At 67.0% G+C, this 23,175-nt stretch carries 26 protein-coding genes and 1 pseudogene; 14 read left to right on the top strand and 13 right to left on the bottom strand.

What is annotated here, in order from left to right:
- Positions 1-21: 21 nt before the first annotated feature.
- Positions 22-816, top strand: a complete 795-nt coding sequence (locus E3T40_RS15240) for a LysR substrate-binding domain-containing protein (protein WP_198412014.1) — start codon at positions 22-24, stop codon at positions 814-816.
- Between the two features lie 6 nt (positions 817-822).
- Positions 823-2,052: a GAF domain-containing protein gene (locus tag E3T40_RS15245; RefSeq protein ID WP_104194994.1), complete on the top strand. Its 1,230-nt coding sequence runs from the start codon at positions 823-825 to the stop codon at positions 2,050-2,052.
- Positions 2,053-2,076: 24 nt separating this feature from the next.
- Here E3T40_RS15245 and E3T40_RS15250 read toward each other — a convergent pair whose 3' ends face one another.
- From E3T40_RS15250 to E3T40_RS15260, 3 genes are read right to left on the bottom strand one after another with little or no spacing between them, the layout of a single operon-like run.
- Entirely contained in the window at positions 2,077-2,772 is a 696-nt protein-coding gene (locus E3T40_RS15250; protein WP_134544632.1) for a GyrI-like domain-containing protein, read from the bottom strand.
- A gap of 31 nt (positions 2,773-2,803) precedes the next feature.
- On the bottom strand, positions 2,804-3,631 hold the full coding sequence (locus E3T40_RS15255) for an ABC transporter permease (RefSeq protein WP_104171719.1): 828 nt from the start codon (positions 3,629-3,631) through the stop codon (positions 2,804-2,806).
- Positions 3,628-4,623: an ATP-binding cassette domain-containing protein gene (locus E3T40_RS15260; protein WP_134544635.1), complete on the bottom strand. Its 996-nt coding sequence runs from the start codon at positions 4,621-4,623 to the stop codon at positions 3,628-3,630. Before E3T40_RS15260 ends, E3T40_RS15255 begins: the two co-directional genes overlap by 4 nt.
- Positions 4,624-4,743: 120 nt before the next feature.
- Between E3T40_RS15260 and E3T40_RS15265 the strand changes: the two genes are divergently transcribed.
- A complete protein-coding gene (locus tag E3T40_RS15265) occupies positions 4,744-4,929 on the top strand; it encodes a hypothetical protein (protein WP_134544638.1) in 186 nt (61 codons plus the stop codon).
- Here E3T40_RS15265 and E3T40_RS15270 read toward each other — a convergent pair.
- The 5 genes from E3T40_RS15270 to E3T40_RS15290 all read right to left on the bottom strand — a co-directional run bounded on the left by E3T40_RS15270 (position 4,926) and on the right by E3T40_RS15290 (position 10,709).
- Complete coding sequence (locus E3T40_RS15270; RefSeq protein ID WP_134544641.1) at positions 4,926-5,888, bottom strand: FKBP-type peptidyl-prolyl cis-trans isomerase; 963 nt, start codon at positions 5,886-5,888, stop codon at positions 4,926-4,928. The two genes, E3T40_RS15265 and E3T40_RS15270, sit on opposite strands and share 4 nt — an antisense overlap.
- A gap of 215 nt (positions 5,889-6,103) precedes the next feature.
- Positions 6,104-7,822, bottom strand: coding sequence for a chromosome partitioning protein (locus tag E3T40_RS15275; protein WP_134544644.1), 1,719 nt, complete (start codon positions 7,820-7,822; stop codon positions 6,104-6,106).
- 360 nt (positions 7,823-8,182) lie between these two features.
- A complete protein-coding gene (locus E3T40_RS15280; protein WP_134544646.1) occupies positions 8,183-8,386 on the bottom strand; it encodes a hypothetical protein in 204 nt (67 codons plus the stop codon).
- Positions 8,387-8,639: 253 nt separating this feature from the next.
- Positions 8,640-9,857 (bottom strand): acyl-CoA dehydrogenase family protein, encoded by a 1,218-nt coding sequence (locus E3T40_RS15285; RefSeq protein ID WP_104195090.1) that lies wholly within the window; start codon positions 9,855-9,857, stop codon positions 8,640-8,642.
- Between the two features lie 117 nt (positions 9,858-9,974).
- Positions 9,975-10,709 (bottom strand): TetR/AcrR family transcriptional regulator, encoded by a 735-nt coding sequence (locus tag E3T40_RS15290; protein WP_104194999.1) that lies wholly within the window; start codon positions 10,707-10,709, stop codon positions 9,975-9,977.
- Between the two features lie 194 nt (positions 10,710-10,903).
- Between E3T40_RS15290 and E3T40_RS16765 the strand changes: the two genes are divergently transcribed.
- The 5 genes from E3T40_RS16765 to E3T40_RS15315 all read left to right on the top strand — a co-directional run bounded on the left by E3T40_RS16765 (position 10,904) and on the right by E3T40_RS15315 (position 15,155).
- Entirely contained in the window at positions 10,904-11,107 is a 204-nt protein-coding gene (locus E3T40_RS16765; protein ID WP_104195000.1) for a hypothetical protein, read from the top strand.
- Between the two features lie 118 nt (positions 11,108-11,225).
- The gene (locus E3T40_RS15300) at positions 11,226-11,408 is read left to right on the top strand and encodes a hypothetical protein (protein WP_104195001.1); all 183 of its coding nucleotides are present in this window, start codon (positions 11,226-11,228) and stop codon (positions 11,406-11,408) included.
- An 866-nt stretch (positions 11,409-12,274) separates the two neighbouring features.
- Positions 12,275-12,442 carry a hypothetical protein gene (locus E3T40_RS16465; protein WP_166786661.1) on the top strand — a complete coding sequence of 56 codons (168 nt, stop codon included), beginning with the start codon at positions 12,275-12,277 and terminating at the stop codon, positions 12,440-12,442.
- 211 nt (positions 12,443-12,653) lie between these two features.
- The gene (gene gtfA / locus E3T40_RS15310; protein WP_134544652.1) at positions 12,654-14,144 is read left to right on the top strand and encodes a sucrose phosphorylase; all 1,491 of its coding nucleotides are present in this window, start codon (positions 12,654-12,656) and stop codon (positions 14,142-14,144) included.
- Between the two features lie 36 nt (positions 14,145-14,180).
- Positions 14,181-15,155 (top strand): magnesium transporter CorA family protein, encoded by a 975-nt coding sequence (locus tag E3T40_RS15315; protein WP_104195004.1) that lies wholly within the window; start codon positions 14,181-14,183, stop codon positions 15,153-15,155.
- 18 nt (positions 15,156-15,173) lie between these two features.
- On the opposite strand, the gene E3T40_RS15320 is transcribed toward E3T40_RS15315, so the two are convergent.
- Together E3T40_RS15320 and E3T40_RS15325 are read right to left on the bottom strand one after the other, a co-directional pair.
- Positions 15,174-15,347: a CsbD family protein gene (locus E3T40_RS15320; RefSeq protein WP_104195005.1), complete on the bottom strand. Its 174-nt coding sequence runs from the start codon at positions 15,345-15,347 to the stop codon at positions 15,174-15,176.
- Positions 15,344-15,535, bottom strand: a complete 192-nt coding sequence (locus E3T40_RS15325) for a hypothetical protein (protein ID WP_104195006.1) — start codon at positions 15,533-15,535, stop codon at positions 15,344-15,346. The genes E3T40_RS15320 and E3T40_RS15325 overlap by 4 nt, the downstream gene beginning before the upstream one ends.
- A 123-nt stretch (positions 15,536-15,658) precedes the next feature.
- On the opposite strand from E3T40_RS15325, the gene E3T40_RS15330 reads away from it, so the two are divergent.
- From E3T40_RS15330 to E3T40_RS15345, 4 genes are all read left to right on the top strand, one after another.
- Complete coding sequence (locus E3T40_RS15330) at positions 15,659-16,237, top strand: RNA polymerase sigma factor (protein ID WP_104195091.1); 579 nt, start codon at positions 15,659-15,661, stop codon at positions 16,235-16,237.
- Complete coding sequence (locus E3T40_RS15335) at positions 16,234-16,830, top strand: Asp23/Gls24 family envelope stress response protein (protein ID WP_134544654.1); 597 nt, start codon at positions 16,234-16,236, stop codon at positions 16,828-16,830. The genes E3T40_RS15330 and E3T40_RS15335 overlap by 4 nt, the downstream gene beginning before the upstream one ends.
- Positions 16,823-17,203, top strand: a complete 381-nt coding sequence (locus tag E3T40_RS15340) for a hypothetical protein (protein ID WP_134544657.1) — start codon at positions 16,823-16,825, stop codon at positions 17,201-17,203. Before E3T40_RS15335 ends, E3T40_RS15340 begins: the two co-directional genes overlap by 8 nt.
- A 97-nt stretch (positions 17,204-17,300) precedes the next feature.
- Positions 17,301-17,774, top strand: coding sequence for a Dps family protein (locus tag E3T40_RS15345; RefSeq protein ID WP_104102258.1), 474 nt, complete (start codon positions 17,301-17,303; stop codon positions 17,772-17,774).
- A 15-nt stretch (positions 17,775-17,789) separates the two neighbouring features.
- Here E3T40_RS15345 and E3T40_RS15350 read toward each other — a convergent pair whose 3' ends face one another.
- A complete protein-coding gene (locus E3T40_RS15350; protein WP_134544659.1) occupies positions 17,790-18,068 on the bottom strand; it encodes a hypothetical protein in 279 nt (92 codons plus the stop codon).
- Here E3T40_RS15350 and E3T40_RS15355 point away from each other — a divergent pair.
- Positions 18,062-18,196, top strand: a pseudogene (locus E3T40_RS15355) (SDR family NAD(P)-dependent oxidoreductase); the annotation flags it as partial. The gene E3T40_RS15350 and the pseudogene E3T40_RS15355 overlap by 7 nt on opposite strands.
- An 83-nt stretch (positions 18,197-18,279) precedes the next feature.
- Here E3T40_RS15355 and E3T40_RS15360 read toward each other — a convergent pair.
- Positions 18,280-21,162 (bottom strand): bifunctional diguanylate cyclase/phosphodiesterase, encoded by a 2,883-nt coding sequence (locus tag E3T40_RS15360; protein ID WP_104195008.1) that lies wholly within the window; start codon positions 21,160-21,162, stop codon positions 18,280-18,282.
- A 587-nt stretch (positions 21,163-21,749) separates the two neighbouring features.
- Here E3T40_RS15360 and E3T40_RS17220 point away from each other — a divergent pair.
- The gene (locus E3T40_RS17220; protein WP_104195010.1) at positions 21,750-22,640 is read left to right on the top strand and encodes a hypothetical protein; all 891 of its coding nucleotides are present in this window, start codon (positions 21,750-21,752) and stop codon (positions 22,638-22,640) included.
- Between the two features lie 152 nt (positions 22,641-22,792).
- Here E3T40_RS17220 and E3T40_RS16630 read toward each other — a convergent pair whose 3' ends face one another.
- Positions 22,793-23,041, bottom strand: coding sequence for an ATP-binding cassette domain-containing protein (locus tag E3T40_RS16630; RefSeq protein ID WP_304481852.1), 249 nt, complete (start codon positions 23,039-23,041; stop codon positions 22,793-22,795).
- Positions 23,042-23,175 lie beyond the last annotated feature (134 nt).

Consider the following 23,175-nt stretch of genomic DNA (forward strand, 5'->3'; position numbering starts at 1 on the left):
CCATCACGAGAAAGGATGCCGGTGACCTTTTCCCTTGCCTTCGTCGCCGGTGTGACCCCCACCAAGTGGACCCGCACCTGGGCCGATCGACGCCCCGACCAGCCACTCGAGGTCTTCCGCACCGACCCGTCCGAACAGGACGCGGTGCTGCGTGACGGCCGCGCCCAGGTCAGCCTGGTGCGCCTGCCCGTCGATGAGACCGATCTCAGCCTGATCGCCCTCTACCGGGAGATCCCGGTGGTCGTCGCGGCCAAAGACCACTTCATCGCCGACGCCGACAGCGTGCTGGTGGCCGACCTGGCCGAAGAGCACCTGCTGCAGGACCCCGAGGACGTGCCCGAGTGGCGCCTCGTGGCCACCGAGATCAGGGACGGCACCCGCCGCCCGCTCCCGGCCATGCGCGACCTCGACGACGCGATGGCGCAGGTCGCGGCCGGGGTCGGCATCCTGATCGTCCCCCATTCGATCGCCCGACTATACGGCCGAAAGGATGTCGTCTCGCGCCCGGTCGAGGATGTCGCCGAGAGCCAGGTGTCCCTGGCCTGGCTCTCCCGTGAGACCACGGAAGACGTCGAGGAGTTCATCGGCATCGTGCGCGGCCGCACGAAGGACAGCTCGCGGGTCGACTCGCTGCCCGCCGGCACCGAAAAGGTCAAAAAAGAGAAGAAGACCGACAAGGCAAAGGCGGCGGCGAAGGCCGTGCGGGTCGCGGCGGCGAAATCCAAGCCGGCCGTGGCGAAGAAGGCGACGAGCGCCCCGGGCCGCACCCGCAACACCCCCAGCCCCCGGGCGGGCAAGCGCCGCGGCGGCCGGTAGCCCTCCGTGCCGCAACTCCTGCGCTGGGTGCTGGTACCCCTGATGCGAGCCTGGTCGGCGGCCGTGACGCGCGACTACGACGACATCCCGCGGCCCCGGGACACTCCTCAGGCGCATTCCCCGGGAACCGACAGCGACCGCGTGCTCCTCTTCGGCAGCGGACCGGCCGTCGGCTGGGGCGTGCTCAGCCACAACGTGGCCCTGCCCGGATCTCTGGCGCGGGCGTTGTCGACTCGCACCGGGCGGGGCACGGATGTCGACGTCATCCCGAACCCGCTGGTCACCATCCGCACATCGCAGGCCGAACTCGACGGGCTGGGACTCTGGCGATATGACGCGGTCGTCGTGAGCCTCGGCACGACCGACGCCGTCACCCTCCTGTCAGCCCTGGTCTGGCAGCGCGAGCTGTCCGCCCTGCTCGACCGGATCCGGCACGAGTCCTCGCTCAGCACCAGGATCTTCGTGCTCGGCGTGCAGCCGATCCGGTCTATCGCGGCCTTCGACTCCGGGCTGGGCTCCGTGGCCGAGAAGCACGCCCGCAGCCTGGACGAGGCCAGCGCGGCGATCTGCGCGGGGCAGGAGCGGAGCTGCTTTGTGCCCATGGCCGCAACCCTCGCCTCAACGCCGGGGCGGGTGCGCACGGCCGCGCAGTACGTGCAGTGGGCCAATCTCCTCGCAGACGAGATGGCGCCACCGCTCGATGCCGAGTACCTGGGTGCTTCCCGAGGAACGGCCGATGGCCGCGCGGAAGCGTGGGGTGCCGAGCCGCTCTCGCCTGACCCCCGCCGGGCGGTCGCCAGGCTGGGCATCCTCGCCGCCGACACCGAGGTGCGCTGCGACCACATCGTCGCCCTGGCCAGAAGCGCCTACGGCACCCGGTCGGCCGCCCTGACGCTCATCGACGGCGACCGGCTCTGGGACCTGGTGAGCGTGGGCTTCACTCCACGCGTCTACTCGTTGGCCGGGTCGATCACGGCCCTCGCCGTGAGCGGGGCCGGAGCGTTCGTGGTTTCTGACGTGCTCCTGGACGACCGGTTCACCGCCCGCCCGCCCCGTCTGGGCCAGGAGCAGACCCGCTTCTACGCGGGTTTCCCGATCGAGGCCGACTCCGGCGAGCGGATCGGCGTTCTGTGCGTGTTCGACTCGGAACCCCGGGGCCCCGCCGAGGTCGACCCCGTGCTGCTGCGGGAGTTCGCCCTCCTGATCCAGGCCGACCTCGGCCGGCGTCAGGAGTAGGCGGCGCCGCCCGGCCGGCGCGGGTCAGACCGGCGCGACCGGCTGTCTCAGCACCGTCTTCAGCTTCGCGGGCGCGGCGCAGCGCGGGTCGCCGAGGTAGATCTCGTGGTGCCGGCCGTTCACCCTCAGCCCGTAGCTTGCCAGGAACTCCCCGTGCAGACGGGCGAGCGCGGGTGCCTCGGCGGCGTAGGACCCGACATGCAGCAGCTGCGCCGACAGCCCCTCGTCAAGCCTCTCCACCCGCACCCGGGCGAGCGCGGACAGCTTCTTCTTCGCGAGCGCGCCGGTGATGGCCTCGGCGATGAAGGCATCCGTCACCCAGTCCGGCTGGCTCATCAGCAGCGTCCATTTCCACTCCGCCTTCGCGCCGGCGGTGAAGACGGAGGCATCGTCGGCGTACCAGAGGCCTTCGAGCGGTGCGATGACCATCTCGCGGCCGAGCGCACGCTTGGCCGCGAACTTGACCGCGTAGGCGATGGCGTAGAGGGCCTCGACGGCCTCGATGTAGGCCGGCGCCGTGTCCGGGTCGCCGGCCCCGTCGAGGGCGACGAACCGCTGGGCCGGAACCCCGATCAGCTCCCAGTCCACGTTGGCAGGCCCGTAGAGCGACGGATGAACGCGCTTCACGTCCCAGGGGCCGGCCCCGCCGGGCGCGGTGTTGCGGGGCGCGCGCAACGCTCCTGTGCGCCGGTCGGTGCGGAACGGCACCGGGTCACTCATGGGCACTCTCCAGGGGATTCACTGACTCCTGCTAGCGGGAACTGATGGACGCGAACTTGCGCACGCAGAGCGGAACGAACACGACCAGCATGACCGTGGTGCCGATCAGCACCGTGGCAATCGGGTTCTGCATGGTCCAGATGTCGGGCACCGGAGCTGTGCCCTCGTTGCCGAACAGCTCCCGTGCCGCCTGCACCAGCGACGAAACCGGGTTCCACTCAGCGAAGACGCGCAGCGGGGTCGGCAAGGTGTCGCTGGGCACGAAGGCGTTCGAGATGAAGGTCAGCGGGAAGAGGATCAGGAAGGACGCGTTGTTGATGACCTCGGGAGTCTTCACGCTCATGCCGAGCAGCGCCATCACCCAGCTGAAAGAGTAGCTGAACAGCAGCAGCAGTCCCACGCCGGCGAGGAATTCCGGCACCGAAGAGTTCACCCGCCAGCCCACGAGCAGCCCGGTCAGCATCATGATCACCATGGAGATCGTGTTCAACACCAGGTCACTATTGGTGCGTCCGATCAGCACGGCGGAGGAGGTCATGGGCAGGCTGCGGAAGCGGTCGATGATCCCTTCCTTGAGGTCCTGCGCCATCGCCGCGCCCGAGAAGGTCGACCCGAACACGACGGTTTGAGCGAAGATCCCCGCCATGAGGAACTGGACGTAGTCGGTGCCTTCCACGGAGATCGACCCGGCGTAAACCTGGCTGAACAGCAGCACGAACATGATCGGCTGGATCACCGCGAACACGAGCATGTCGGGTGAGCGCTTGATCTTGATCAGGTTGCGCTTGGTGACGGTCCAGCCGTCGGAGTACCAGAGCGAAAGCGGGTTCCAGGAGGGGAGGGTGGCAGCGGAGCTCATTCCGACTTCTCCAATTCCACGTCGTCCGCCTGGTCGGCGGCCTTGTCCGCCTTGTGGCCGGTGAGTTTCAGGAACACGTCGTCGAGCGTGGGCCGGCGCATGCCGGCGTCGTGCAGACGGATGTCCGCGTCACCCAGCGCCGCCAGCACCTGCTGCAGCGCCCGCGGCCCGTCGACCACCGCGACCTCGAGGCCGCGGCCGTCGCTGGTGATCGCCGGTTCTCCCGCGCCGTAACGGGCGAGGATATCCCGGGCCGCCACGCCGTCGCCGGCCTCTACCAGGGCCACCTCGAGGCGGTGGCCGCCGATCTGTGCCTTGAGGTGGTCGGACGTGCCCTCTGCGATCACCCGGCCGTCGTCGATGACGACGATGTCGTCCGCGAGCTGGTCGGCCTCCTCGAGGTACTGGGTGGTGAGGAGCACGGTGGTGCCGTCGGCGACCAGGCGCTTGATGACAGCCCAGAGCGCGATCCGGCTGCGCGGGTCCAGCCCTGTGGTGGGCTCGTCGAGGAACAGCACCTTCGGGTTGATCACCAGCGCCCCGGCCAGGTCGATCCGGCGGCGCATCCCGCCGGAGAAGCCCTTGACCGGGCGGTTGCCGGCCGCAGTCAGCTCGAAGAGGTCGATCAGCTCCTGGGCCCGGCGCCGGGACTCGGTGCCGCCCAGGTGGTACAGCCGACCGACCATCTCGAGGTTCTCGAACCCGGTCAGGTTCTCGTCGACGGCCGCGTACTGTCCCGAAACGCCGATAATGCGCCGTACGCCCTTGGGGTCGGCGACGACGTCGATGCCGTCGACGAACGCGGTGCCGGAGTCCGGCCGGATCAGGGTGGTCAGCATCTTGACGACGGTCGTCTTACCGGCGCCGTTCGGGCCGAGCAGCGCCTTGACGGTCCCGCGCGGCACGGACAGGTCCAGCCCAGCGAGCGCATGCACCGGCCCGGATTTGGAGCGGTACACCTTGGTCAGACCTCTGGCCTCAATGATGGTCATGGGACATCCCTGCCTGGTCGGGGGAAAAACGGGAGAAACGAGCGGGAACGAGCGGAGCCGCGAAATCAACATTTTATTGACCTTGACCGGCTCGGACAAGCGCCACACCTGAACGCACGGATGCGCCCGGCCGACCAGGTCAGCGTGGAACTCCGTGTCGACCGGTCCGGACGCGACCTCGGCCAGCTGCAGAAGGGTGCCGTGCTCGTCGCTGCTATACCGCACCGGCACTGCGGCGGCGCCCGGCACGACGGCCGTCTGTCCCAGAAAACCGGTCGGTTCGAGCGCAGCCGAACGGCCGGCTAGCCGGCGGCGAGGATGTCGACGACGAAGACGATCGTGTCGGTACCCGAGATGCCGGCGTCGGGCTGGCCCTCGGCGCCGTAGCCGAGTTCCGGCGGAATCGCGATCATCACCTGGGACCCGACCGTCTGGCCGACGAGACCCTGGGCGAAGCCGGGAACGACGGCGGCCAGGGAGATCGGGGTCGGACCGCTCTTGCCCCAGGTCTGGTCGAACACCTCACCGGTGGACCAGACGACGCCCGAGTAGTGCATGACCACGGTGTCCGCTTCGGCGACTGTGGCACCGTCACCCTTCTTGAGAACCGAGGTCTTCAACTCGGTCGGAGCGTCGGTTGCCGGGATCGTCACGGTCGGAGCGCCGTCCTCGGCCAGCTTGACAGTCGGAAAGCCGTCCTCCGGCTTCTGGTCCTCGCCGTTCGCGCGAGGGGGGATTTCACTTTTGACGTCGATGACGAAGATGATGTTGTCTTCGGCCCCGACCTTGAGCTCCTCGTTGCCGGTCTCGCCGAACGCGTCAGCCGGCGGGGCCACGACCGCGACGCGCGATCCGTAATTCGCGCACGCGACACCCTTCATCAGCGCCGGGAATACACTCGAGTCCTTGGCCAGGGTGATGGGAGCGCCGAGGTCGTCACCGAAGCCGCCGGCGTTCATCTTCTCGCCAGTGTTCGCGTTGTAGACGGAGAACCCCAGTTCGACGATGTCGTCGGTCTTGACGGCGTCACCCTTGCCCTCGGTCACGACGGAGACCTCGGTGGCCTTCGTGGTCAGCGGCGACTCGAACTGCACTTTGGGCTCGGCGCCGGCCTTGCCGGAGACCTTCACGGCCTCCGACGCCGTGCCGGAATCGACGCAGGCGATTCCCGCCGCTCCGGTGTTGTCGGAGGGAGACCCACTGCACCCGGCGAGGGCGAGTACGGCAACCGTGGCAATGGAGATGAGGGCAGGAAGTTTACGCACGCTGATCTTTCTCTTCGACAGTGATCTGTTCACAATGATCTTTTCGACCACTGATCTGTTCGGCAGGATTCGATGCACACACTGATTTGCGGGGCATCTGAGTCGATGGGCATCCGTTCGGGCCTTCGCCAGTATGCCCGACCGAGATCAGTGCCGCCTGAATCCCGGCTGGCACACTGTCAGCCGGGCAGGCTCAACACCGGGACGCCGCCGGGTCAGAGACCTTCGGCGATCGCGGCCGTGGCAACGAGCCACGCTTCACGGGTGCGCGGCGCGAGCGCGTCGTAGTTCAGCGATCCCCCGGCCACGAGGGCGGAGTCATACGGCACGTCCACGACGGTGCGGGTCAGCTTGCTGAAGTGGTCGTGTAGCCGCACGGAGAGCTGACGATCGGCCGTCTTGGCCGGTGACGCCAGGATTGTGACCGCCTGAGCGACCTTGTCGGCGTGGCCCTTCTGACGCAGGCCGTCGAGCAGCGAGGCCGCGCCATATGCGGTGTCCTCTCGGATGGTGGAGACGACGACGAGTTGGTCGGCCGCGTCGACGGCCGCCTCCCAGTTGGACGCCCGCATATTGTTGCCGGTGTCGATGATCAGCACTCGGTAGAACCGGCTGAGCGCGGCATGCAGTTTGCCGAAGGCCACGTCGTCGATACTGGCTGCCCCGGCAGGGTCGAGGTCGGAGGCAAGCGCGTCGAACCGGGCGTCACCCTGGTTGCGCACGTAGTTGTCGAGGTCGCCGACCCGGGCGGAGCTTGAATAGGCGAAGTTGTCGAGGTCGCGGAGCAGGTCAACTGCGGTGTTGGTGTGGGCGGCGGTCTGCGCCCGCACGCCGAGGGTGCCCATGGTCTCGTTGTTGTCCCAGGCGAGGGTGTACCCGCCGCGATGGATGCCGAAGGTCGCGGCGATGAGCAGGGTCGCGGTGGTCTTGTGCGCGCCGCCCTTCGGGTTGAGCACGACGATCGTGCGCGGGCCGACCAGGCTGCGCTGCACGGACGCGACCGCCGCGCGGTGCGACATCTCGCCGGTTCCGGGGGCCGGGGACACGAGTCCGCCGGTGAGGCGCCGCACCGTGCCCTGCCAGCCCAGAAGGGCAGGCCCCGCCACGAGCGGCGGACGGGAATTCATGAAGTCCGCGAGGTTCGGACCACCACCGGCGAGCGCCGCGGGGGCGATCGAGGGGTCGTCGGCGGGCACCTCGGCGAACGTGCCGCCCGGCACCGGTGCCGGGCCGACGAGGTTCGTGGCTGCCCGGGGAGCGGAGAAGGGCGAGGCCGCGAGGTCCTGCTCCTGATCGTCCTCATCGTCGGTGTCGGCGTCGAGATCGAGCACGAGGCCATCGAACGCGGTGAGGGGTGGGACATGGGCCCGTGCCGACGGGGCCGGTTCGATCTGCTGGATGACCTCGGCATCGGCATCGCGCATGTCAGCATCGCGCTTGGCTTCCTTCAGCGTTGCCGTGTCGAGCGCAGCAGTGCCAAGCCCAGCGTCATCGAGCCCGGCGGCCTGGAGTTCGGCGGTGTCGAGACCCGAATTCTGCTGTTCCGCGGGCACGACCAGCGCGATCAGTTCGACGTTCTCGGTTTCGGAGACAGCGGCGGAGACAGCGGCGGAGACGGCAGCAGGCGCGGTCGACACCGGCTCCGATGCCGGTCCCGGTTCCAAGGAGGTCGGGATGAAGGCCCCATCGTCTTCTACGTCCCCGTTCGGGTGAACGATCAACGGCGACTTGCCCTGCTCGTCTTCCGCGGTCAGGCGCACCGCGCGATCGATCGCGCGCGCGGCATCCGTGACCCGGTTGATGATTTCCTCGCGCACGCCGGCCTCGTCGGCGGCGGTGATGCGCGAGCTGACACCGTCGATGACGAGCTCTCCCGTTCCGTCGCTTCGGATCATCGCGCGGATGCGGGGAAGTTCGGAAATGTTCTGCGTCATATTTGGCCTTTTTTCGTCGAGCTCAGCTCATCAAGCGTGAGCACGTCGAATTTCGGTCAAGCGTGCCCCGTTCAGCCTACGGGGTAGCGGGGTCCACCCCTCGTTTGGCCGGGCGACGCACTCAGAGGAGTGCGAGGATCGGGCACTCACCCCCCTTCGCGGGCACGTTGCAGCAGCCTCCGGGCGGGGAGGCTGTTCATCACAGGTTGAGCAGCGTTTCCGGCGGTGAACCAATTCGACGGAGATTCTGTTCTGAAACGACCTTTTTTTGAGTTTCTGGCATTGATTCGGGAATAATCTCCGTCGAATTCGTTCGGGGCACGGGCGTGTGACAGGGCGGGCCGGGTCAGGCGTGCTCGGTTAGGCCGCGTGTGGCTCCGGCGCGGCCCAGCGGATGGCGCGCAGGCCGGACCTGGTGGCGTGCGTGTCGTCGTGGCCGCTCTGCCGTCGGCATTCCACGAGGTCGTTCGTCGGGGTGATGTGCGGGTCGCGGCACGAGCTGGCGTAGCTGGTGTAATCCGTTTCGAGCAACAGCTGATCGTCGGTGAGGTGTTTGTCGGTCATCGATCTGCGTTCCTGGTTCAGGCGCACGGGCCGCGTCCCCCACGACGGTTGCGCGCAGTGCTGCCCGTGTTCTCTGGCACGTTCCGGTGCGGCCGGGCTGAGTGATTGTGTCACAGCGTACGTTGGCAGACGCCGAATGTCTCCACAATGTCGAGTACTGGTCATTTCGTCCACCTGACCGAAACCCGCCCGACCCGCGAGCGGCGACATCCGTCGACCACAGGTCGACCGAGTCCTGAGCCGAGCAATCGGGTCAGCGGAAGGCGCTGATCCCGGTGAGGTCCCGCCCGATCAGGAGCGACTGCACGCTTTCGGTGCCCTCGTAGGTGTGCAGCGACTCGATGTCGGCGAGGTGCTGGATGACGTGGTTTTCGAGCAGGATGCCGTTGCCACCGAGCATGTCACGGGCCATCGACGCAATCTCCCGCGCCGCCCTGGTGTTGTGATACTTCGCCAGCGACGCCTGGATCGGGCGCAGCGTTCCGGCGCCGTCGAGCTCAGCCAGGCGCAAGCAGTGCAGCTGCATCGACGTGAGCCGGGACAGCATCATGGTCAGGCGCTCCTGCACGAGCTGGAAACCGGCGAGCGGCTTACCGAACTGGATGCGCTGGGTCGAGTAGTTCAGAGCCGCCTCGAACACCGCCGTGGCGTGGCCGAGGGCCGACCAGGCCACTCCGAGCCGGGTCGCGAAGAGCACCGTGGAGGCGTCCTTGAACGTGTGGGTGCCCGGCAGCACGGCGTCCAGCGGGATCCGCACATCCGTGAGGGTGATCCGAGCCTGGTGGATGGCGCGCAGGGACCCCTTCCCGGTGATCGTCTCTCCGTGATACCCGGGGGTGTCCTGTTCCACTATGAAGCCGCGCACATTGCCGTCGTCGTCACGAGCCCAGACCACCGTCACGTCGCCGACCGAGCCGTTGCCGATCCACTTCTTCTCGCCGTTGAGCACCCATTCGTCGCCGTCGCGCTGTGCGGTGGTCTCCAGGCCGACCGAGTCGGAGCCGTGGTCCGGTTCGGTCAGGGCGAAGGCGCCAAGTTTCTCGGCGCGGGCCAGCGGCACCAGCCAGCGTTCCTGCTGCTCCGGGCTGCCGAACAGGGCGATGCTGCGCAGGGCCAGCCCGCCCTGCACGGCGACCACGGTACCCATCGAGCCATCGCCGCGGGAGATCTCCATGTTGACGAGCCCGGCCGCGAGCGGCGACATGGGACTCAGTCCGGGGCCGACGACACCGTCGGTGAGAAGGTCGAGCTCGCCGAGTCTACGGGCCAGGTGCAGCGGGTACTCGGCTTTGTCCCACGCGGTCGTCAACTCGTCCAGCGACTCGGTGGCAAAACTGCGAGCGCGGTCCCAGAAGGCCCGGTCAGTTTCAGGCACGTCGGCGAATACGCCGTAGTAGTCGGTGTCGAGGGGCCTGGATACGTCGTAGTCGGGCACGGTTTCCCTTTCGTGGAGGACAGCGAAGTCGGGCAGGCCTGATCGGCTGATGTCGTCCGACACCAGGGCATGAATGCCCTCGTGCACCGGTCAGAAAATACCCAGGTTCAAGTTCTACCTGACACTCAGTCTCAGGTCAAGTGATACTGAGTCTCAGCGGGAGCGCGTCTGGGCGCGCAGTCGCTCCTCGATGGCGCGAGCCAGTTCGGTGGGATCCGTGGCGGCCGGGAAGACGGCGACGACCACGTCGCCCGCGGGTCGCACCTCGGGACCTGGCTCCGCGGCATCCAGGTGGAAAAGCCGTCGCACCTCGGTGAGTTCGGCGGCCAGCGAATACGGGCCGACGCTGTCCGTCGCCCGGATCAAGCGCCGCAGCACGAAGTTGTGGGTGGCCGTCACGGCGGCCGCGAAGCGGATGGCAGTCAGGGGCGGCACACCCGGCACGGTACTGCGCAGGTAGCTGGCGAACATCCGTTCATACCGGATCGCCATAACGGTTTCCCGGTCCCGCAGCACGGGGGTCTCCCGCAGGACCCGGTCCCGGATGCGCACGATCTCCAGTCGCTCGCGGAACCGCTCGAAGACCATGGCGGCGGCCTCACACACGGCCAGCCAGGGATCCGAATGCGTCGCAGCGAAGTGCTCGTCGATGCGGGCGACCAGCTCGTCGTGGTCGGCGAAGATCACGTCGTCCTTGGACCGGAACTGCCGGAAGAAGGTGCTGCGCGAGACCCCGGCCGCCTCGGCGATGTCCACGGTGCTCGTCGCCTCATAGCCGTGCTCCTGGAACAGGCGAACCGCGATGTCGGCAACCTCGACCCGCGAGAGAGGTCTCTGCGGCCCGAGCGGCTCGGCAGGCCGGGAGGATTCGGCAGGCAGGTCTGACATGGTCAGGCGAAATTATCATGGAATGCGCACGAACGGATGCCCTGACAGGCCACCCCCGCTTGCCCGGTGCGGCACGGACGGGCAGTCTGACGGCGGCGAAGGAGCGACCATGGCCGCTGCAGGAACGAGCGTCGGCACCCAGGCAGAGCAGGCGCCGCGAGGGGCGCCGCGCCCTCACGACCTCCTGGATTTCCGTGGCCTTCCTGCCGGTGTTTCTTGTCGACGCCGCACTCCTGGGTGATGCCCTGCTGAGCTGCCGGGTTACGAGCGCGGCGGCGAGGAACCGGTCCCGCTGGGGGCAGCAGCATTGGCCGGCCTCCCGAGCCGTCCTCGTGCTGCTCGCTCCAAGCATTGAGGCAATGGTGTTCGGCTTCCGGGCACGACGCCTCGGCGCATAGCACCCGCAAAAGTGGCTCCGCCACCTCAGCTCTGGTCGCACACGCCGAATCGGAGTAACGTCACCGGCACGGTCAACACAGACGGCAAACTGCCACGCCGAGAGAGAGCGCTCCATACATGGACTTCAATCCCCAGTGCCAGCAGGCCGATTGCGCCGGACTCATGCGAACCCGAGCCGTGGCAATCGACACCCTGGCGGATGAAGAGATCTGGTTCCTGTGCGACGAGTGCGGCTCCGAGAAGCACTGGACGAATCTTGCCGACCAGGACGCTCCGCGGCACCACACGAGAGGGTCCTGATCGATCGGTTGCGTAGCTCCCGGAGGGGCCAGAGCTGACCACACCCCGGGGATGCCTGTCGGCACAGGCGGAGCGCCGGGTCAGCTGTCGAACCAATTCGACGGAGGTTTTCCTGAAAAACAGCTGTTCAGCAGTGTCTAGGGCCATTTTGGCCCAAATCTCCGTCGAATTCGTTCAGCGGCGTTGCCGCACGGCCTCGGACTCGGAGCAGGGCGTTCGGGCGCACTGGTCCGGAACGCACGGTGATCCCGCGTAGCGGTCCACTGCTCGTCTACGTCGGCACCAGGAACAACCGCCCCGAAACCCCCAATTCGTGATCCATCATCGCCCGCAGCCGTCAGGATTCGTTCATCGAAGCGTACCGGTCAAATTGAACATAGATTTCGAATAGCACTTATCCACAACAGGAAAAAACCTCGTTTCTTTGTTCTAATTTTGGTAACCTTTTGATTGTGATCAACCTCTGGGAAAGCTTCGAAGCGGTTGCCGTGCCCGGCCCGTCCGCGGCGGCCCGCGCGGTCGCTGAGTGGCAGACCCTCGCGGTGGGGCGTGGGGAGTCTCTGCGGTGTTCGGCGGTGTTCGGCGGTGCGCGGCTTCGACGACGACGACTACGACCTGCTGCAGGTGACCGCGGCAGTCGGGGTCCACGGGAGACGGGTGGACGCGGTTCGGGTGGCGGCAGCGGCCGAGGTCGCCGACCGGTCCAGGCCCGACGCGCTCGCCGTCAGAGATCTGATCAGCAACGGCGGCCAACAGAAGGCCGTGATCAACGATGGCGGACGCATCATCGCCCGGGGCGCACCGGAGCGTGCTTTACCCGCGCGGAGTGACGGGCCATCCGCATGCTGCGCGGAGCCGCACAGATCATGGCACCACCCCGGCTCGAAACCGGGCCCTACACAGGGCGAAACACAACCAAATCCCGCACCCACACCGACACCGACACCGACAGCCGCACCGACACCCGCACCCGCACCCGCACCCGCATGACGGACACCATCGAACGGAAGAACGCAACCCGGGACGACGAGTAAGGGGGTACTGGGCCCTGGGCTCGACCGGTTCGACCAACGTCACGGGTTCCCTGGCCGGGTTGGGTCTCCAGGGTCTCGCACGCTCGACCACCGAGGGGGAGCCGCCGGAAGGACAGCCTGAAGGACAGCCGGAATTGCCCTGGCCCACCGGGTGCCGTAACTTCTGAATCGGTGCTGTTCGCTGCCGCGCCGAGTCGAACCGGAGTTGAACATGACCACAATCGAGCTGCTCGTCTACGCCGACCGCCTGGGCGGCACCATCCACAATCTGCAGACGCTGCTCGACGGCCCGCTGAGGGCCTTCGGCAGCGTGCACGTGCTGCCGTTCTACGTTCCCTTCGACGGCGCGGATGCCGGCTTCGACCCGATCGACCACGCCGCGGTCGATGCCCGACTGGGCACCTGGGACGACATGCGCAGCCTCGCCGGCACGCGCGGGCTCACCGCGGACCTCATCGTCAACCACGTCTCCTCCTCGTCGGTCGAGTTCATCGACTGGCTGGCCCGTGGCACCGCCTCCACCTCCGAGGGCATGTTCCTCACCTTCGACACCGTGTTCCCGAACGGCGGCACCGAGAAGGACATCACGGCGTTCTACCGGCCGCGACCCGGACTCCCCTTCACCGCCTACCAGGGCGCCGACGGCAGCCGTCACCTCGTCTGGACGACCTTCATGCCCACCCAGGTCGACCTGGACGTGCACCACCCCGCGGCCCTCGCCTATCTGCGTCGGGTGTTGCGGACGCTGGCCGCCGGCGGCGTCACAACGGTGCGGCTCGACGCCGTCGGCTACGCCGTGAAGACCCCCGGAACCGACAGCTTCATGACCGAGCAGACTCTCGAGTTCGCCCGCACGGTCGTGGCCATAGCCCACGAGGAGAGCCTCGAGGTGCTGGTCGAGGTGCACGCGCACTACAGCCAGCAGCTCGCGATCGCCCCGCTGGTCGACCGCGTCTACGACTTCGCGCTGGCGCCTCTGCTTCTACATTCGCTCGGCACCGGAACCGTTGATCGCCTCGCGGACTGGCTCAAGATCCGCCCCGCGAACGCCATCACCGTGCTCGACACTCACGACGGTATCGGCGTCATCGACGCGGGCCCGATCGGCGACAAGCCGGGCCTGCTGACCCAGGCCGAGATGATCGACATCTTCGCGCGGGCGGAGCGTGCCACACACGGCCACTCCTCCATCGCATCCGTCGTGCCCGAGTGGTTCACGCTGCCGCACCAGATCAACGCGACGTTCTACAGCGTCCTCGGCGGCGAGGAAGTGCCCTATCTTCTGGCCCGCGCCGTGCAGCACTTCCTGCCCGGCCGACCGCAGGTGTACTACGTTGGACTGCTCGGCGGCCTCGACGACACCGAACTCTTCGAGCGCACCGGCAATGGCCGCGACGTCAACCGCCACGTTTACACGGCGGAGGAGGTCGAACGTGCCCTCGCGACCGACGTGACCCGGGCCCAGCTCGGCCTGACCCGCATCCGCAGCACGCACCCGGCCTTCGACGGCGACTTCTCCTGGACGGCCATCGGCGACGACCGACTCGAACTCCTCTGGACCGGTACGGACGCCGTCGCGCGACTCACCGTGGCCATGACGCTGGACTCACCGAGCCTCCGCATCGAGCTGACGGATGCCGGACGCACGCAGGTGCTCGACACCGTCACATCCGTCGCCGCCTGGGAGCCCCCCGCGCGCTGACCTATTCGATCGGTCGAGATCGGGCTTGACTGGAGTGTGCCCACACCCCGTACCCGCTGCTACCGCGACGGCTCTCTCGTCGACGAGGATTTCCCGCTCGCCGAGGTGTCTGAGCACCTCGCCCTGTCCGGCGCCGTCGTCTGGGTGGACCTCGCCGATCCCGGCGAAGAGGATCTCGTCAGCCTCGCGGGCGAACTGGGCCTGCACGAGCTGGCGGTCGAAGACGCCCTGACGCTGCGGCAGAGGCCCAAGCTCGACCGCTACCCCGACCACCTGTTCCTGTCCGCGTACTCGGCCGAATTCGGCGTGGCGACCGCTCAGGTCACCACGCACGAGATCGCGGTGTTCATCACCGACCGGGCCTTGGTGACCGTTCACACTGAAGGTTTCGACCTGGAGGCCGTCGTGGCCCACTGGGATTCGGCCTCCGATCTGGCCCGGAACGGAGTGGCCTTCCTCCTGCACGGGCTGCTCGACCACCTCGTCGACGGCTATTTCGACGCCGTTGAAGCACTGGACGAACAAGTCGAAGAACTCGAGGATCAACTCTTCCTGCCCGGCACCAAGCAGGAAGCGGTGCAGCGGGCCTCCTTCGAACTGCGCAAGAGTCTCGTGACGATACGCCGGGTCATCCTTCCTATGCGCGAGGTCGTGAACACGCTGCTGCGGCGCGATCTGCACCTGCTGCGGGACGAGATGGGTCCCTACTTCCAGGACGTGTACGACCATGTGCTGCGCGTCATGGAATGGACGGAGAGCCTGCGTGACCAGGCCACCGCCATCCTTGAGGCGAATCTGGCGATTCAAGGCAACCGGCTCAACGTGATCACGAAGAAGGTGACTGGTTACGCGGCCATCATCGCCGTGCCCACAGCCATCACGGGCTTCTACGGGCAGAACGTGCCCTACCCCGGCTTCGCCCAGCCGTTGGGCTATTACAGCTCGGCCGCGCTGATCGTGGGGCTCTCGGCACTGCTCTACGTGCTGTTCAAGCGCAACGACTGGATCTGACGCTCCATGCGTAAGAACTTAGTGCTTGAAAGCGTCCTTGACGTTTTCGCCGGCCTTCTTCACACTCGCCGAAGACTGCTCCGCCTTGCCGTCGGCAACCTTGGAATCATCCTTGGTGGCCTTGCCCACGGCCTCAGTGGCCTTGCCCTTGAGGTCCTGGGCGGCGTTTTCGATCTTGTCGGATGCACTCATAGCGTCTTCCCTTTCCAGTGGTGTTGCGTCGGTGGCAGCCAGGCGCGCGTGCCCCAGACGTATGCGGTCGCAGCCGTCGAGTCCCCGGCGCCATCATCATCATCGGCCGGACCGACGAGCAACGAATCGAACGTGGGCATGACGGCACCGGCGGATATGCTGTCGTCGACGGCGGGTGAGTGGAACATCGGGAATCCTTCCGGTCTGCGGCTGACAGAGGCTGTCAGTAATACGACGTGTGTTGTGGCATATTTGTCACACGGATTTGTCAAATAATTTTTGGACACGGCGGGTGAGAGGGTGGAGGAATGATGCCAACGACCCCCATCCGGGCACCGCTCGCATCTCCGCTTGAGTCATTCACCGACCAGACCCTGGCCGACCGCGCCGCCGACGGGGACATTCGGGCGTTCGAGGTGCTCGTGCGTCGCTACGGCCCGCTGATGCGGGTGTATGCCAGCCGGGTCCTGGGATCAAATGACGAGATGGACGACGTCGTTCAGGAGTCCTTCATCACCGCCTGGCAGCAGCTGCCCACCCTCGACAACGGCGCCGCCGTCAGGAGCTGGTTGATGCGGATCGTGAGCCGGAAAAGCGTCGACCGGCTGCGTGCCCGGCGTCCGCACCTCAACGTCGATCTCACCGACGCCCCGGCACCGGAGAGCCACTCCCCCCATAGACTGGCGGAGGTGGAGTCTCAAACCGAAGCTCTGACGCGTGTCCTCGGCGATCTGCCGGAGGACCAGCGCCGTTGCTGGATGCTGCGAGAACTCGCGGAATGCAGCTACGGCGAGATCGCGGAGGAACTGGAAGTTCCCGTTTCAACGGTTCGTGGGCTTCTCGCCCGAGCTCGGAAGACTCTGCTCCAAGAGATGGAGGAATGGCGATGATGAACCCCTCCGATGAGCTCGCGGGCCACACCTTCGAAGAACTGAGCGACTACCTCGACCGGGACCGCACCCCGGCCGACCCGAGCATCGACGGCTTCCCCGAGTGCGAGATCGCCCTGCGCGGCATGCAGCGGCTCCGGCGCACGCAGCGCGCCCTGCTCCGGAAGGACGTGGAGCGCGAATCCGAGCGCGAGGACAGCTGGGTCAACTCGATTCTGCAGCACATCAATCTGGAGGCGCGCGCGGGCCGGGACATCCCGATCAGCCACCCCTCCCCCACCGCTCGCCTGAGCGTGACCGAAGGTGCGGTGCGCGGCATTCTGCGTGCCGCCGGTGACGGCGTGCCGAACATCATCGTCGGCCGGTGCCGCCTCGACGGCGAGGTCAGCGAGCCCGGCGCACCCGTCAGCGTGCGCGTGGATGCCACGGTTCTGGAGGGCAAGAACATTCCACCGCTCGCCGAGCAGCTCCGGGAGGCGCTTTACACCGCACTTAGCCAGCACACGGAACTCGCCGTCGAGGCCGTCGACATCACCATCCGCGACCTGTACCAACCCGTATTCCCGCCGGCGAAAGCGAGCAGCGATGAGTGACGCCCTTGCACCTGGAGCGCCGCCGCCCGACCCCGGGACGCCGGCCCAGCTGACCGCTCAACTCGACGGGGCGGTGCTGGCAGTCCCCGGCGTGGATGCGCTGTATTCGGCAGCCCCGCTCGTGGCAACCGTGGTCGCCTCGGTGATCGCAACCACCGTCGAAGCCGTGACCGGCAAGCCGCAGTCGACCAGCTCCGTCTCCGTCTCCGAGAAGGAGGGCGGCCTGAAGATCGCGGTCAAGATCGGCGTCGCCGCACCCTTCGCGGCCACCGACGTGAGCCGCCGCGTGCACGATGCGGTCACGGATCAGCTCGACCAGAACGGCAACCCGGTCGTGACCGAGATCGCGGTCACCGTAGCCCGGATCGACTGACCGGGTTCGCGGTCACTCCGGTTGGCCACCGGTCCTCACGGCGGCGTCACACCCCGGGTGTGTAGCGTGAATACCCACACGACCTAAGGAGTCACCAGTGAGTCAGATAATCGACATCGGTATCCCGGATCAGCAGCTCGAGAAGATCGTTCACGGCCTGTCCCGGGTGCTGGCGGACTCGTACACCCTGTACCTCAAGACTCACAGCTACCACTGGAACGTCGTTGGCCCCATGTTCCACTCTCTGCACACCATGTTCATGGACGAGTACACCGAGCTGGCCCTGGCCGTCGACGACATCGCCGAGCGCATCCGTGCACTGGGCACCCCGGCGCCGGGCACCTACCGTGAGTTCACCGAGCTCGCCGTCGTGCGCGAGGACACCGACCTGCCGGATGCCCCGGAGATGCTCCGTCGTCTGGTCGCCGCCCACGAGGCCACGGCCCGCACCATCCGGGAGGTGCTGCCCCTCGCCGAGGGTGCGCCCGACCAGGTCTCCACCGATCTGCTCGTGCGTCGCCTCGACGTGCACGAGAAGACGGCGTGGATGCTGCGCAGCATGCTGGCCTGAGCTTGCCAACTGCATTCAGTCGCCCAGAGCACGGCCGATCCGATCGATCACCTGACCGACGAGCGCCTGCTGTTCGCCAACGCTGAATTCGACCCACCAGAACGGGGCCGCATCAGCCGCCGCCGACAAGGCGTGTGCCGCCATCGGACCTAGACATGACGTGACGTGACGGAACAGGGTGCGCCGGCTGGCCCTGGCGGCGGATGCGACGTCCGCCCTGCTGCAGGCATCGAATTCGCGCTTCCGGGAGAGCCGCAGGGCGATCAGCGCCAGCTCGTCCGGACTCCATGGCACCCGCATTCGCCCCGTACCGTTTGCAGGGCCAGACGGCCATCGTGACCGGTGCGGGGTCCGGGATCGGCCGGGCCCCGGCCATCCGTTTCGCCATCGAGGGTGCCAGGGTCATCGCGAGCGATGTGTCCCCGAACGGATGAACCAGTTGGCCGTCCTGCCGGCCGACGGCGGCCAGGCCGCGATCTGAGGCGAGCACGCCCGGACTCGTGCGCTATGCCCCGCGTCGGGCCGCCGCAACCGCGCTTCCAGCCATCGGGTCCCAGGTCGCGCTCGGGCGGCCCAACAGGTAGCCCTGGGCGAGCACGGCGCCGCTGGTGCGGAGACTGTCGAGCTGTTCCGTGGTCTCCACCCCCTCGGCGATCACCTCCACGTCGAGCTTCGACGCCAGCGCCAGGATTCCCTGCACGAGGGAGACGGAGGAGGCGTTGGGAAGGTCCTGAATGAAGCTGCGGTCGATCTTGATCTGGTCGACGGGAAGGGTGTTGAGCCAGGCCAGGGTCGAGAAGCCGGTGCCGAAATCGTCCAGGGAGATGCGGATGCCCAGGCGGCGCAGTTCCACGAGGCGCTCGACGATGCCGGGGAGGTCGACCAGTGATCTGCTCTCCACCACCTCGAGGGTGAGCCGCTCCGGTGCGAGGTCGTTGCGGTTGAGAGCCGTGCGAACCGTCGACACGAGTCGGTAGTCCAGAAGGGTGGCGGCGTCGAGGTTGACCGCGACGCCTAGAGGCCGAGCGCCCAACTGCGGCCACTCGACCACGTCCCGGCACGCGGTCGCGATCACCCACAGATCCATCTCGGTGATGAGGCCGCGTTCCTGCGCCAGCGGCAAGAAGGCGCCCGGGGCCAAAACGCCCAGTCGCGGATGCGCCCAGCGGATGAGGGCTTCCGCGCCCACCACCGTCTCCTCGCCGAAACGGGAGATGTCCACGACAGGTTGGTAGTAGAGCCTCATCTCGTTTGCCTCGACAGCACGGGCCAGCTCGACCAGCAGTGACGTGTCGGTGTCCCCCGGTGATTCCGGGTTCGATGATGCGCTGCCCGGCACCTCGGTGCGGGCGACGGCGATCTGATTCCGTCCCGTTCTCTTTGCGTCGTACATCCCGGCGTCGGCCGCGTCGAGGAGCTGCTCGCCGCGACCCCCCTGTCCACTGTGCGAGGCAACACCCACACTGGCGGAGATGCGCACGTGCTGGCCGGCCAGGTGGAAAGGGGGATTCAGGCAGCCGACTACTCGGTGGGCCAGCTCGATGGCCGAATCTTCGCCGTCGAGATCGGTGACAAGCACCGCGAACTCGTCGCCGCCGAGGCGGCCGATAGTGTCATTGGTTCGAACCTCGGCGCGCAGGCGAGCCGCGACCTGCCGCAGCAGCTCGTCCCCGGCGCGATGGCCCAGCCGGTCATTGACGCGTTTGAAGTTGTCGAGGTCGCAGAACAGCACCGCCGTTCGGCTGTGAGGCTGGCACTCTGCCAAGGCGGTGTCGAGCAGCAGCGCGAACAGCGCTCGGTTGGGCAAGCCCGTCAAGGCATCGTGCTGGGATTGGTGCCTCACGGTCTCGAGCAGCCGGGCCCTTTGCATGGCCGTTTCTCCCTGGTGGCTGACACCTTCGATCAGGGTGATGGCCTCCGCCAGGACCTCGGCCGCGACGGGGGCAACCCAGCAGGCCGTCGCGACGCCCATCAACATATCCCCGGCGAGAAGGGGGACGGCGACCACGTTGTGTGAACCGATGGCACGGAGCAGCTCCGCCAGGGCCGGGCTGGCGTCGTCAGCCGTGATCAGAACGCGTTCCTGCCGCCTGAGAACGCCGAGAAGCTCCGGCGTCTGCTCCACAGTCAGCGTCGTACGCATGAAGAATTCGCGATCGGCAGGCTCGAAACCGACGGCTGAGGCAGGGCGAAGCTCACCAAGGTCGGCGTCCCAGAGGAGAACGGATGCCGCGTCACTGCCGACGATCGCCGCCAGTGCCGACGCGATGACTTCCGCGATCGCCTCGACGCTGTCGCTGATCGCCAGTTGGTGGGCGAGGTTGAGCAGTGCGGCCGTGCGAACTCCCTCCCGGCGGGATTCCTCGAGCGCCGTGAACAGGTCCAGGGCCGCGGCCGCGTGTCCGGCGTAGGCCTCGAGCAGGGCCCGATCTCCTAGCATCGCGGTGTGTCCCTCCGTGAACACGGCGGCCAGATGCCCGTGGATCCTGCGATTGGATGCGATGTCGACGACCAGCGCGCGCTCGCCCAGTTGCTCGCCGCGCAGCATCCGTGCCACGAGATCGGCGCCACGTTCGTCGCCAAGCCCTCGGTGGCGGACCAGCGGCGCGCCGCCCCCGGCAGGTTCGACGATGAGGAGGTACGACGGCGCGAGCACGGCGGAGGCGGCGCGATCGACGATTCGGGCGAGCACCTCGTCGACATCGTCGCTGCTAACGAGGTCAGCCGCGGCCAGTTGCACCTCCCGCACCTTGTCGCGCAGTACGCCGAGGGATGCGTCGACCCAGCGACTCCGCGTGCGCCACGACCACCAACGCACCCGCGTTGACCAGGTCAGCACGTATTCGCACGCCGGGTAGCCGTCCGATTGGCACTGCGGGTGGCTGATGTGGGCAAGGGCGAGTCCGAAAATGGCCGGCACGGACGAAAACAGTCCCTGGGCGTATTGGCAGTCGAGTCGGGACGGACGATAGCCGTCGTGGAGGCGGTAGCGCACGGTCGCGCTGGTCTGTCCGACCCGGACTGCATCCATCGTCGACGTTGTGGTGAACTTCGGCACCATGCGTGGCAGCTGGCGAAAAATTGCTCCAGGTGAGGCGAACACACTCAGGAGCTGCACCAGCACGGGCTGGACGTCACCGCGGACCGCACCGGTGCCCACGGTGAACATGGTGTTCGGGTCACCGAGCACCGCGGTTGCGGCCTCGAACAGCCGGATTCGGGTGGCGTAGCTGACCCACGCGGACGTGTTCTGGAGAGTCTTTGCATCCTGCTGTACGCCCGCCCGGGCGAGCACCTCGATGACGGCTCCCTCCCCACCGCGCTCACGCACGTGGCGCAAGAGTAGGCTGATGGTCGTGTTTGCGGTTTCGCGCGGCTCTGTGTCCATCGTCTTGCACCTCTCAACTCTCTATCGACGGGTTTCGGCGTGGGGTAAGCGCGGAAATCGGTTCAGGAACGTCATCCGCTTGTCGAACGCCTCCAATCGTGCCACCAAGACCTCCTGTCGTGACACGTGACGCGCGAATGAAGACGCGATGAGCGAGCGCTACCCCGTCATTTATGTGTGAGGCTTTACTGACAGCAGAACGTCCTGATCAATGCCGATCCACGCTCGCTGGAACCGGACTCCGTCTGGATCTACCGGTTCTACGACGCCGCATCGGACACATTCGGGGTCGAGCCGCAATCGTACGACATCGGCCGCGCGGCCAGGGGTCTCGTCGATTTCATCGATCTGGTGCAAGCCAAGACGCGCGGCGGACCACCCGTCTACCTCGTGGCCCACTCCATGGGCGGGCTGATCTGCCGCACCGTCCTGCAGCGCGAACTGGCCGACCCCGCCGAAGCGGTGTCGAAACTCTGCACGATCGGGACCCCGCATGGAGGAATCTCCGCCGAGCTCGGCGGGCCGATCGGGAGCTGGCTCATGGACCGGTTCAGGCCACTGGGCAGCAATATCTTCTCCCCCGGCACATGCAGGAGTACATGCTGCCGGCCACCCACGACCCTGCCCGGGAAACCGACCCGAAAACGGGCCGGTGGGACCCCCGGCGCATGGTGGGCTCCTTCCCTCCCTCCCGCATCCTCAGCATCGTCGGCACGAATTCACGGGACTATTCCGTGGCCGCCGGGCTGTCGTCCGCGGTCATGGGCGTGCAGAGCGATGGTCTCGTCGCGATCCGCAACGCGTACGTGTACGGGGGTGCGCGGGCCTACATCCATCGCTCCCACTCGGGTCGATACGGCCTGGTCAACTCCGAGGAAACGTACCAGAACCTTTCCCGCTTCCTGTCCGGCGGGTTGTGGGTGGAGGTCGCCCTGCACGGGGTGGAGCTCGATCGCAGGGACCGCATCTGGCAGGGCGAGGCGAGGCTGGCCATCCGTGGCGTGCCCGTGCTTATTCATGAGCAGACGGCCGATCATTATTGCCCGATCGATCTGAACGCCACGGAGAAGGGCATCGCCGGGCCCCTGTCACCGGTCCCGTTGATGACAATCTTCCTGCAGCCGAAGAACGTGCGTAAGTGCCGCTACGCCCTCGACCTCAAGATCATCTCACTCAAGGAGACGGGCGGCATCCTCGGTTTCGGGGACCACCTCGAGCAGATCGCGGACTGGCAGGACACGCTCATCGTCGACGTCGAGGTGAACGACAAGGGCGCGGCCAGAAGCGTGACCTGGGAGTGGAGCAGCACCCTCGCCGGTCGAATCGCCGAACAGGCAGAGCTGCCCAACCAGCTCGACTGGGCACCGGGCAAGTCCAGCGACGGGCAATGGCAGCTGCCGGTTCCCATCGCCCCGATGGGGCAGGCGGTGCTCGGCAGCCACGCGCACCTCCAGCTCAGCATCGGCCTCTGGGCCTGAGCGGCCGCCTCGCGCGATCGACCCGATCCTGATCACGCATCACCGCGCGGACCCCACCGCGGCGAGCGAACGGTTCGCTCGGCTCACGCCGGAGCACACAGCCGATTCGTTGTGTTTGCCGCTGCCCACTGACGGACCGTACGGGTCGGTGCTCACCTGCGACACGATTCTCGGGCGCGGAACGACACCGGCTGCCCGTCGACCTGGAACTCACCGGCCTGGAGGCGGTAGAGCCCGGCCAAGATTTTCACGAGGGTGGACTTGCCGGACCCATTCTCGCCGACCAGGGCATGGATCAAACCGGGGAGGATTTCGATGTTCCCGACTGCGAGGGCGACGACCGGTCCGAATGCCTCAACGGCACCGGCAAGGGTGAATCGTTTCAGAGAACGTGTATTCACCGAATATAGGGTGAGGTTGGGGCATCCGTCAACAGCAGAAAAAGTGCAATTCCCCAAATGAGATTCGACCGAGACTTCGAATGGGTCTCGTGTATTGATTCGTTTCAATCTGCGGCGCGGTGATCTACACTTCA

This window comes from Cryobacterium sp. TMT1-19, assembly GCF_004403055.1.
GTDB lineage: Bacteria > Actinomycetota > Actinomycetes > Actinomycetales > Microbacteriaceae > Cryobacterium > Cryobacterium sandaracinum.

Excerpts from the sequence above, each read along its gene's own strand:
- E3T40_RS15250 (WP_134544632.1), bottom strand. The coding sequence starts at position 2,772 with ATGAGTGACCCGGTGCCGTTCCGCACCGACCGGCGCACAGGAGCGTTG.
- E3T40_RS15255 (WP_104171719.1), bottom strand. The coding sequence starts at position 3,631 with ATGAGCTCCGCTGCCACCCTCCCCTCCTGGAACCCGCTTTCGCTCTGG.
- E3T40_RS15260 (WP_134544635.1), bottom strand. The coding sequence starts at position 4,623 with ATGACCATCATTGAGGCCAGAGGTCTGACCAAGGTGTACCGCTCCAAA.
- E3T40_RS15265 (WP_134544638.1), top strand. The coding sequence starts at position 4,744 with ATGCGCCCGGCCGACCAGGTCAGCGTGGAACTCCGTGTCGACCGGTCC.
- E3T40_RS15275 (WP_134544644.1), bottom strand. The coding sequence starts at position 7,822 with ATGACGCAGAACATTTCCGAACTTCCCCGCATCCGCGCGATGATCCGA.
- E3T40_RS15280 (WP_134544646.1), bottom strand. The coding sequence starts at position 8,386 with ATGACCGACAAACACCTCACCGACGATCAGCTGTTGCTCGAAACGGAT.
- E3T40_RS15290 (WP_104194999.1), bottom strand. The coding sequence starts at position 10,709 with ATGTCAGACCTGCCTGCCGAATCCTCCCGGCCTGCCGAGCCGCTCGGG.
- E3T40_RS15300 (WP_104195001.1), top strand. The coding sequence starts at position 11,226 with ATGGACTTCAATCCCCAGTGCCAGCAGGCCGATTGCGCCGGACTCATG.
- E3T40_RS16465 (WP_166786661.1), top strand. The coding sequence starts at position 12,275 with ATGGCACCACCCCGGCTCGAAACCGGGCCCTACACAGGGCGAAACACA.
- gtfA (WP_134544652.1), top strand. The coding sequence starts at position 12,654 with ATGACCACAATCGAGCTGCTCGTCTACGCCGACCGCCTGGGCGGCACC.
- E3T40_RS15320 (WP_104195005.1), bottom strand. The coding sequence starts at position 15,347 with ATGAGTGCATCCGACAAGATCGAAAACGCCGCCCAGGACCTCAAGGGC.
- E3T40_RS15325 (WP_104195006.1), bottom strand. The coding sequence starts at position 15,535 with ATGTTCCACTCACCCGCCGTCGACGACAGCATATCCGCCGGTGCCGTC.
- E3T40_RS15330 (WP_104195091.1), top strand. The coding sequence starts at position 15,659 with ATGCCAACGACCCCCATCCGGGCACCGCTCGCATCTCCGCTTGAGTCA.
- E3T40_RS15335 (WP_134544654.1), top strand. The coding sequence starts at position 16,234 with ATGATGAACCCCTCCGATGAGCTCGCGGGCCACACCTTCGAAGAACTG.
- E3T40_RS15340 (WP_134544657.1), top strand. The coding sequence starts at position 16,823 with ATGAGTGACGCCCTTGCACCTGGAGCGCCGCCGCCCGACCCCGGGACG.
- E3T40_RS15360 (WP_104195008.1), bottom strand. The coding sequence starts at position 21,162 with ATGGACACAGAGCCGCGCGAAACCGCAAACACGACCATCAGCCTACTC.
- E3T40_RS17220 (WP_104195010.1), top strand. The coding sequence starts at position 21,750 with ATGCAGGAGTACATGCTGCCGGCCACCCACGACCCTGCCCGGGAAACC.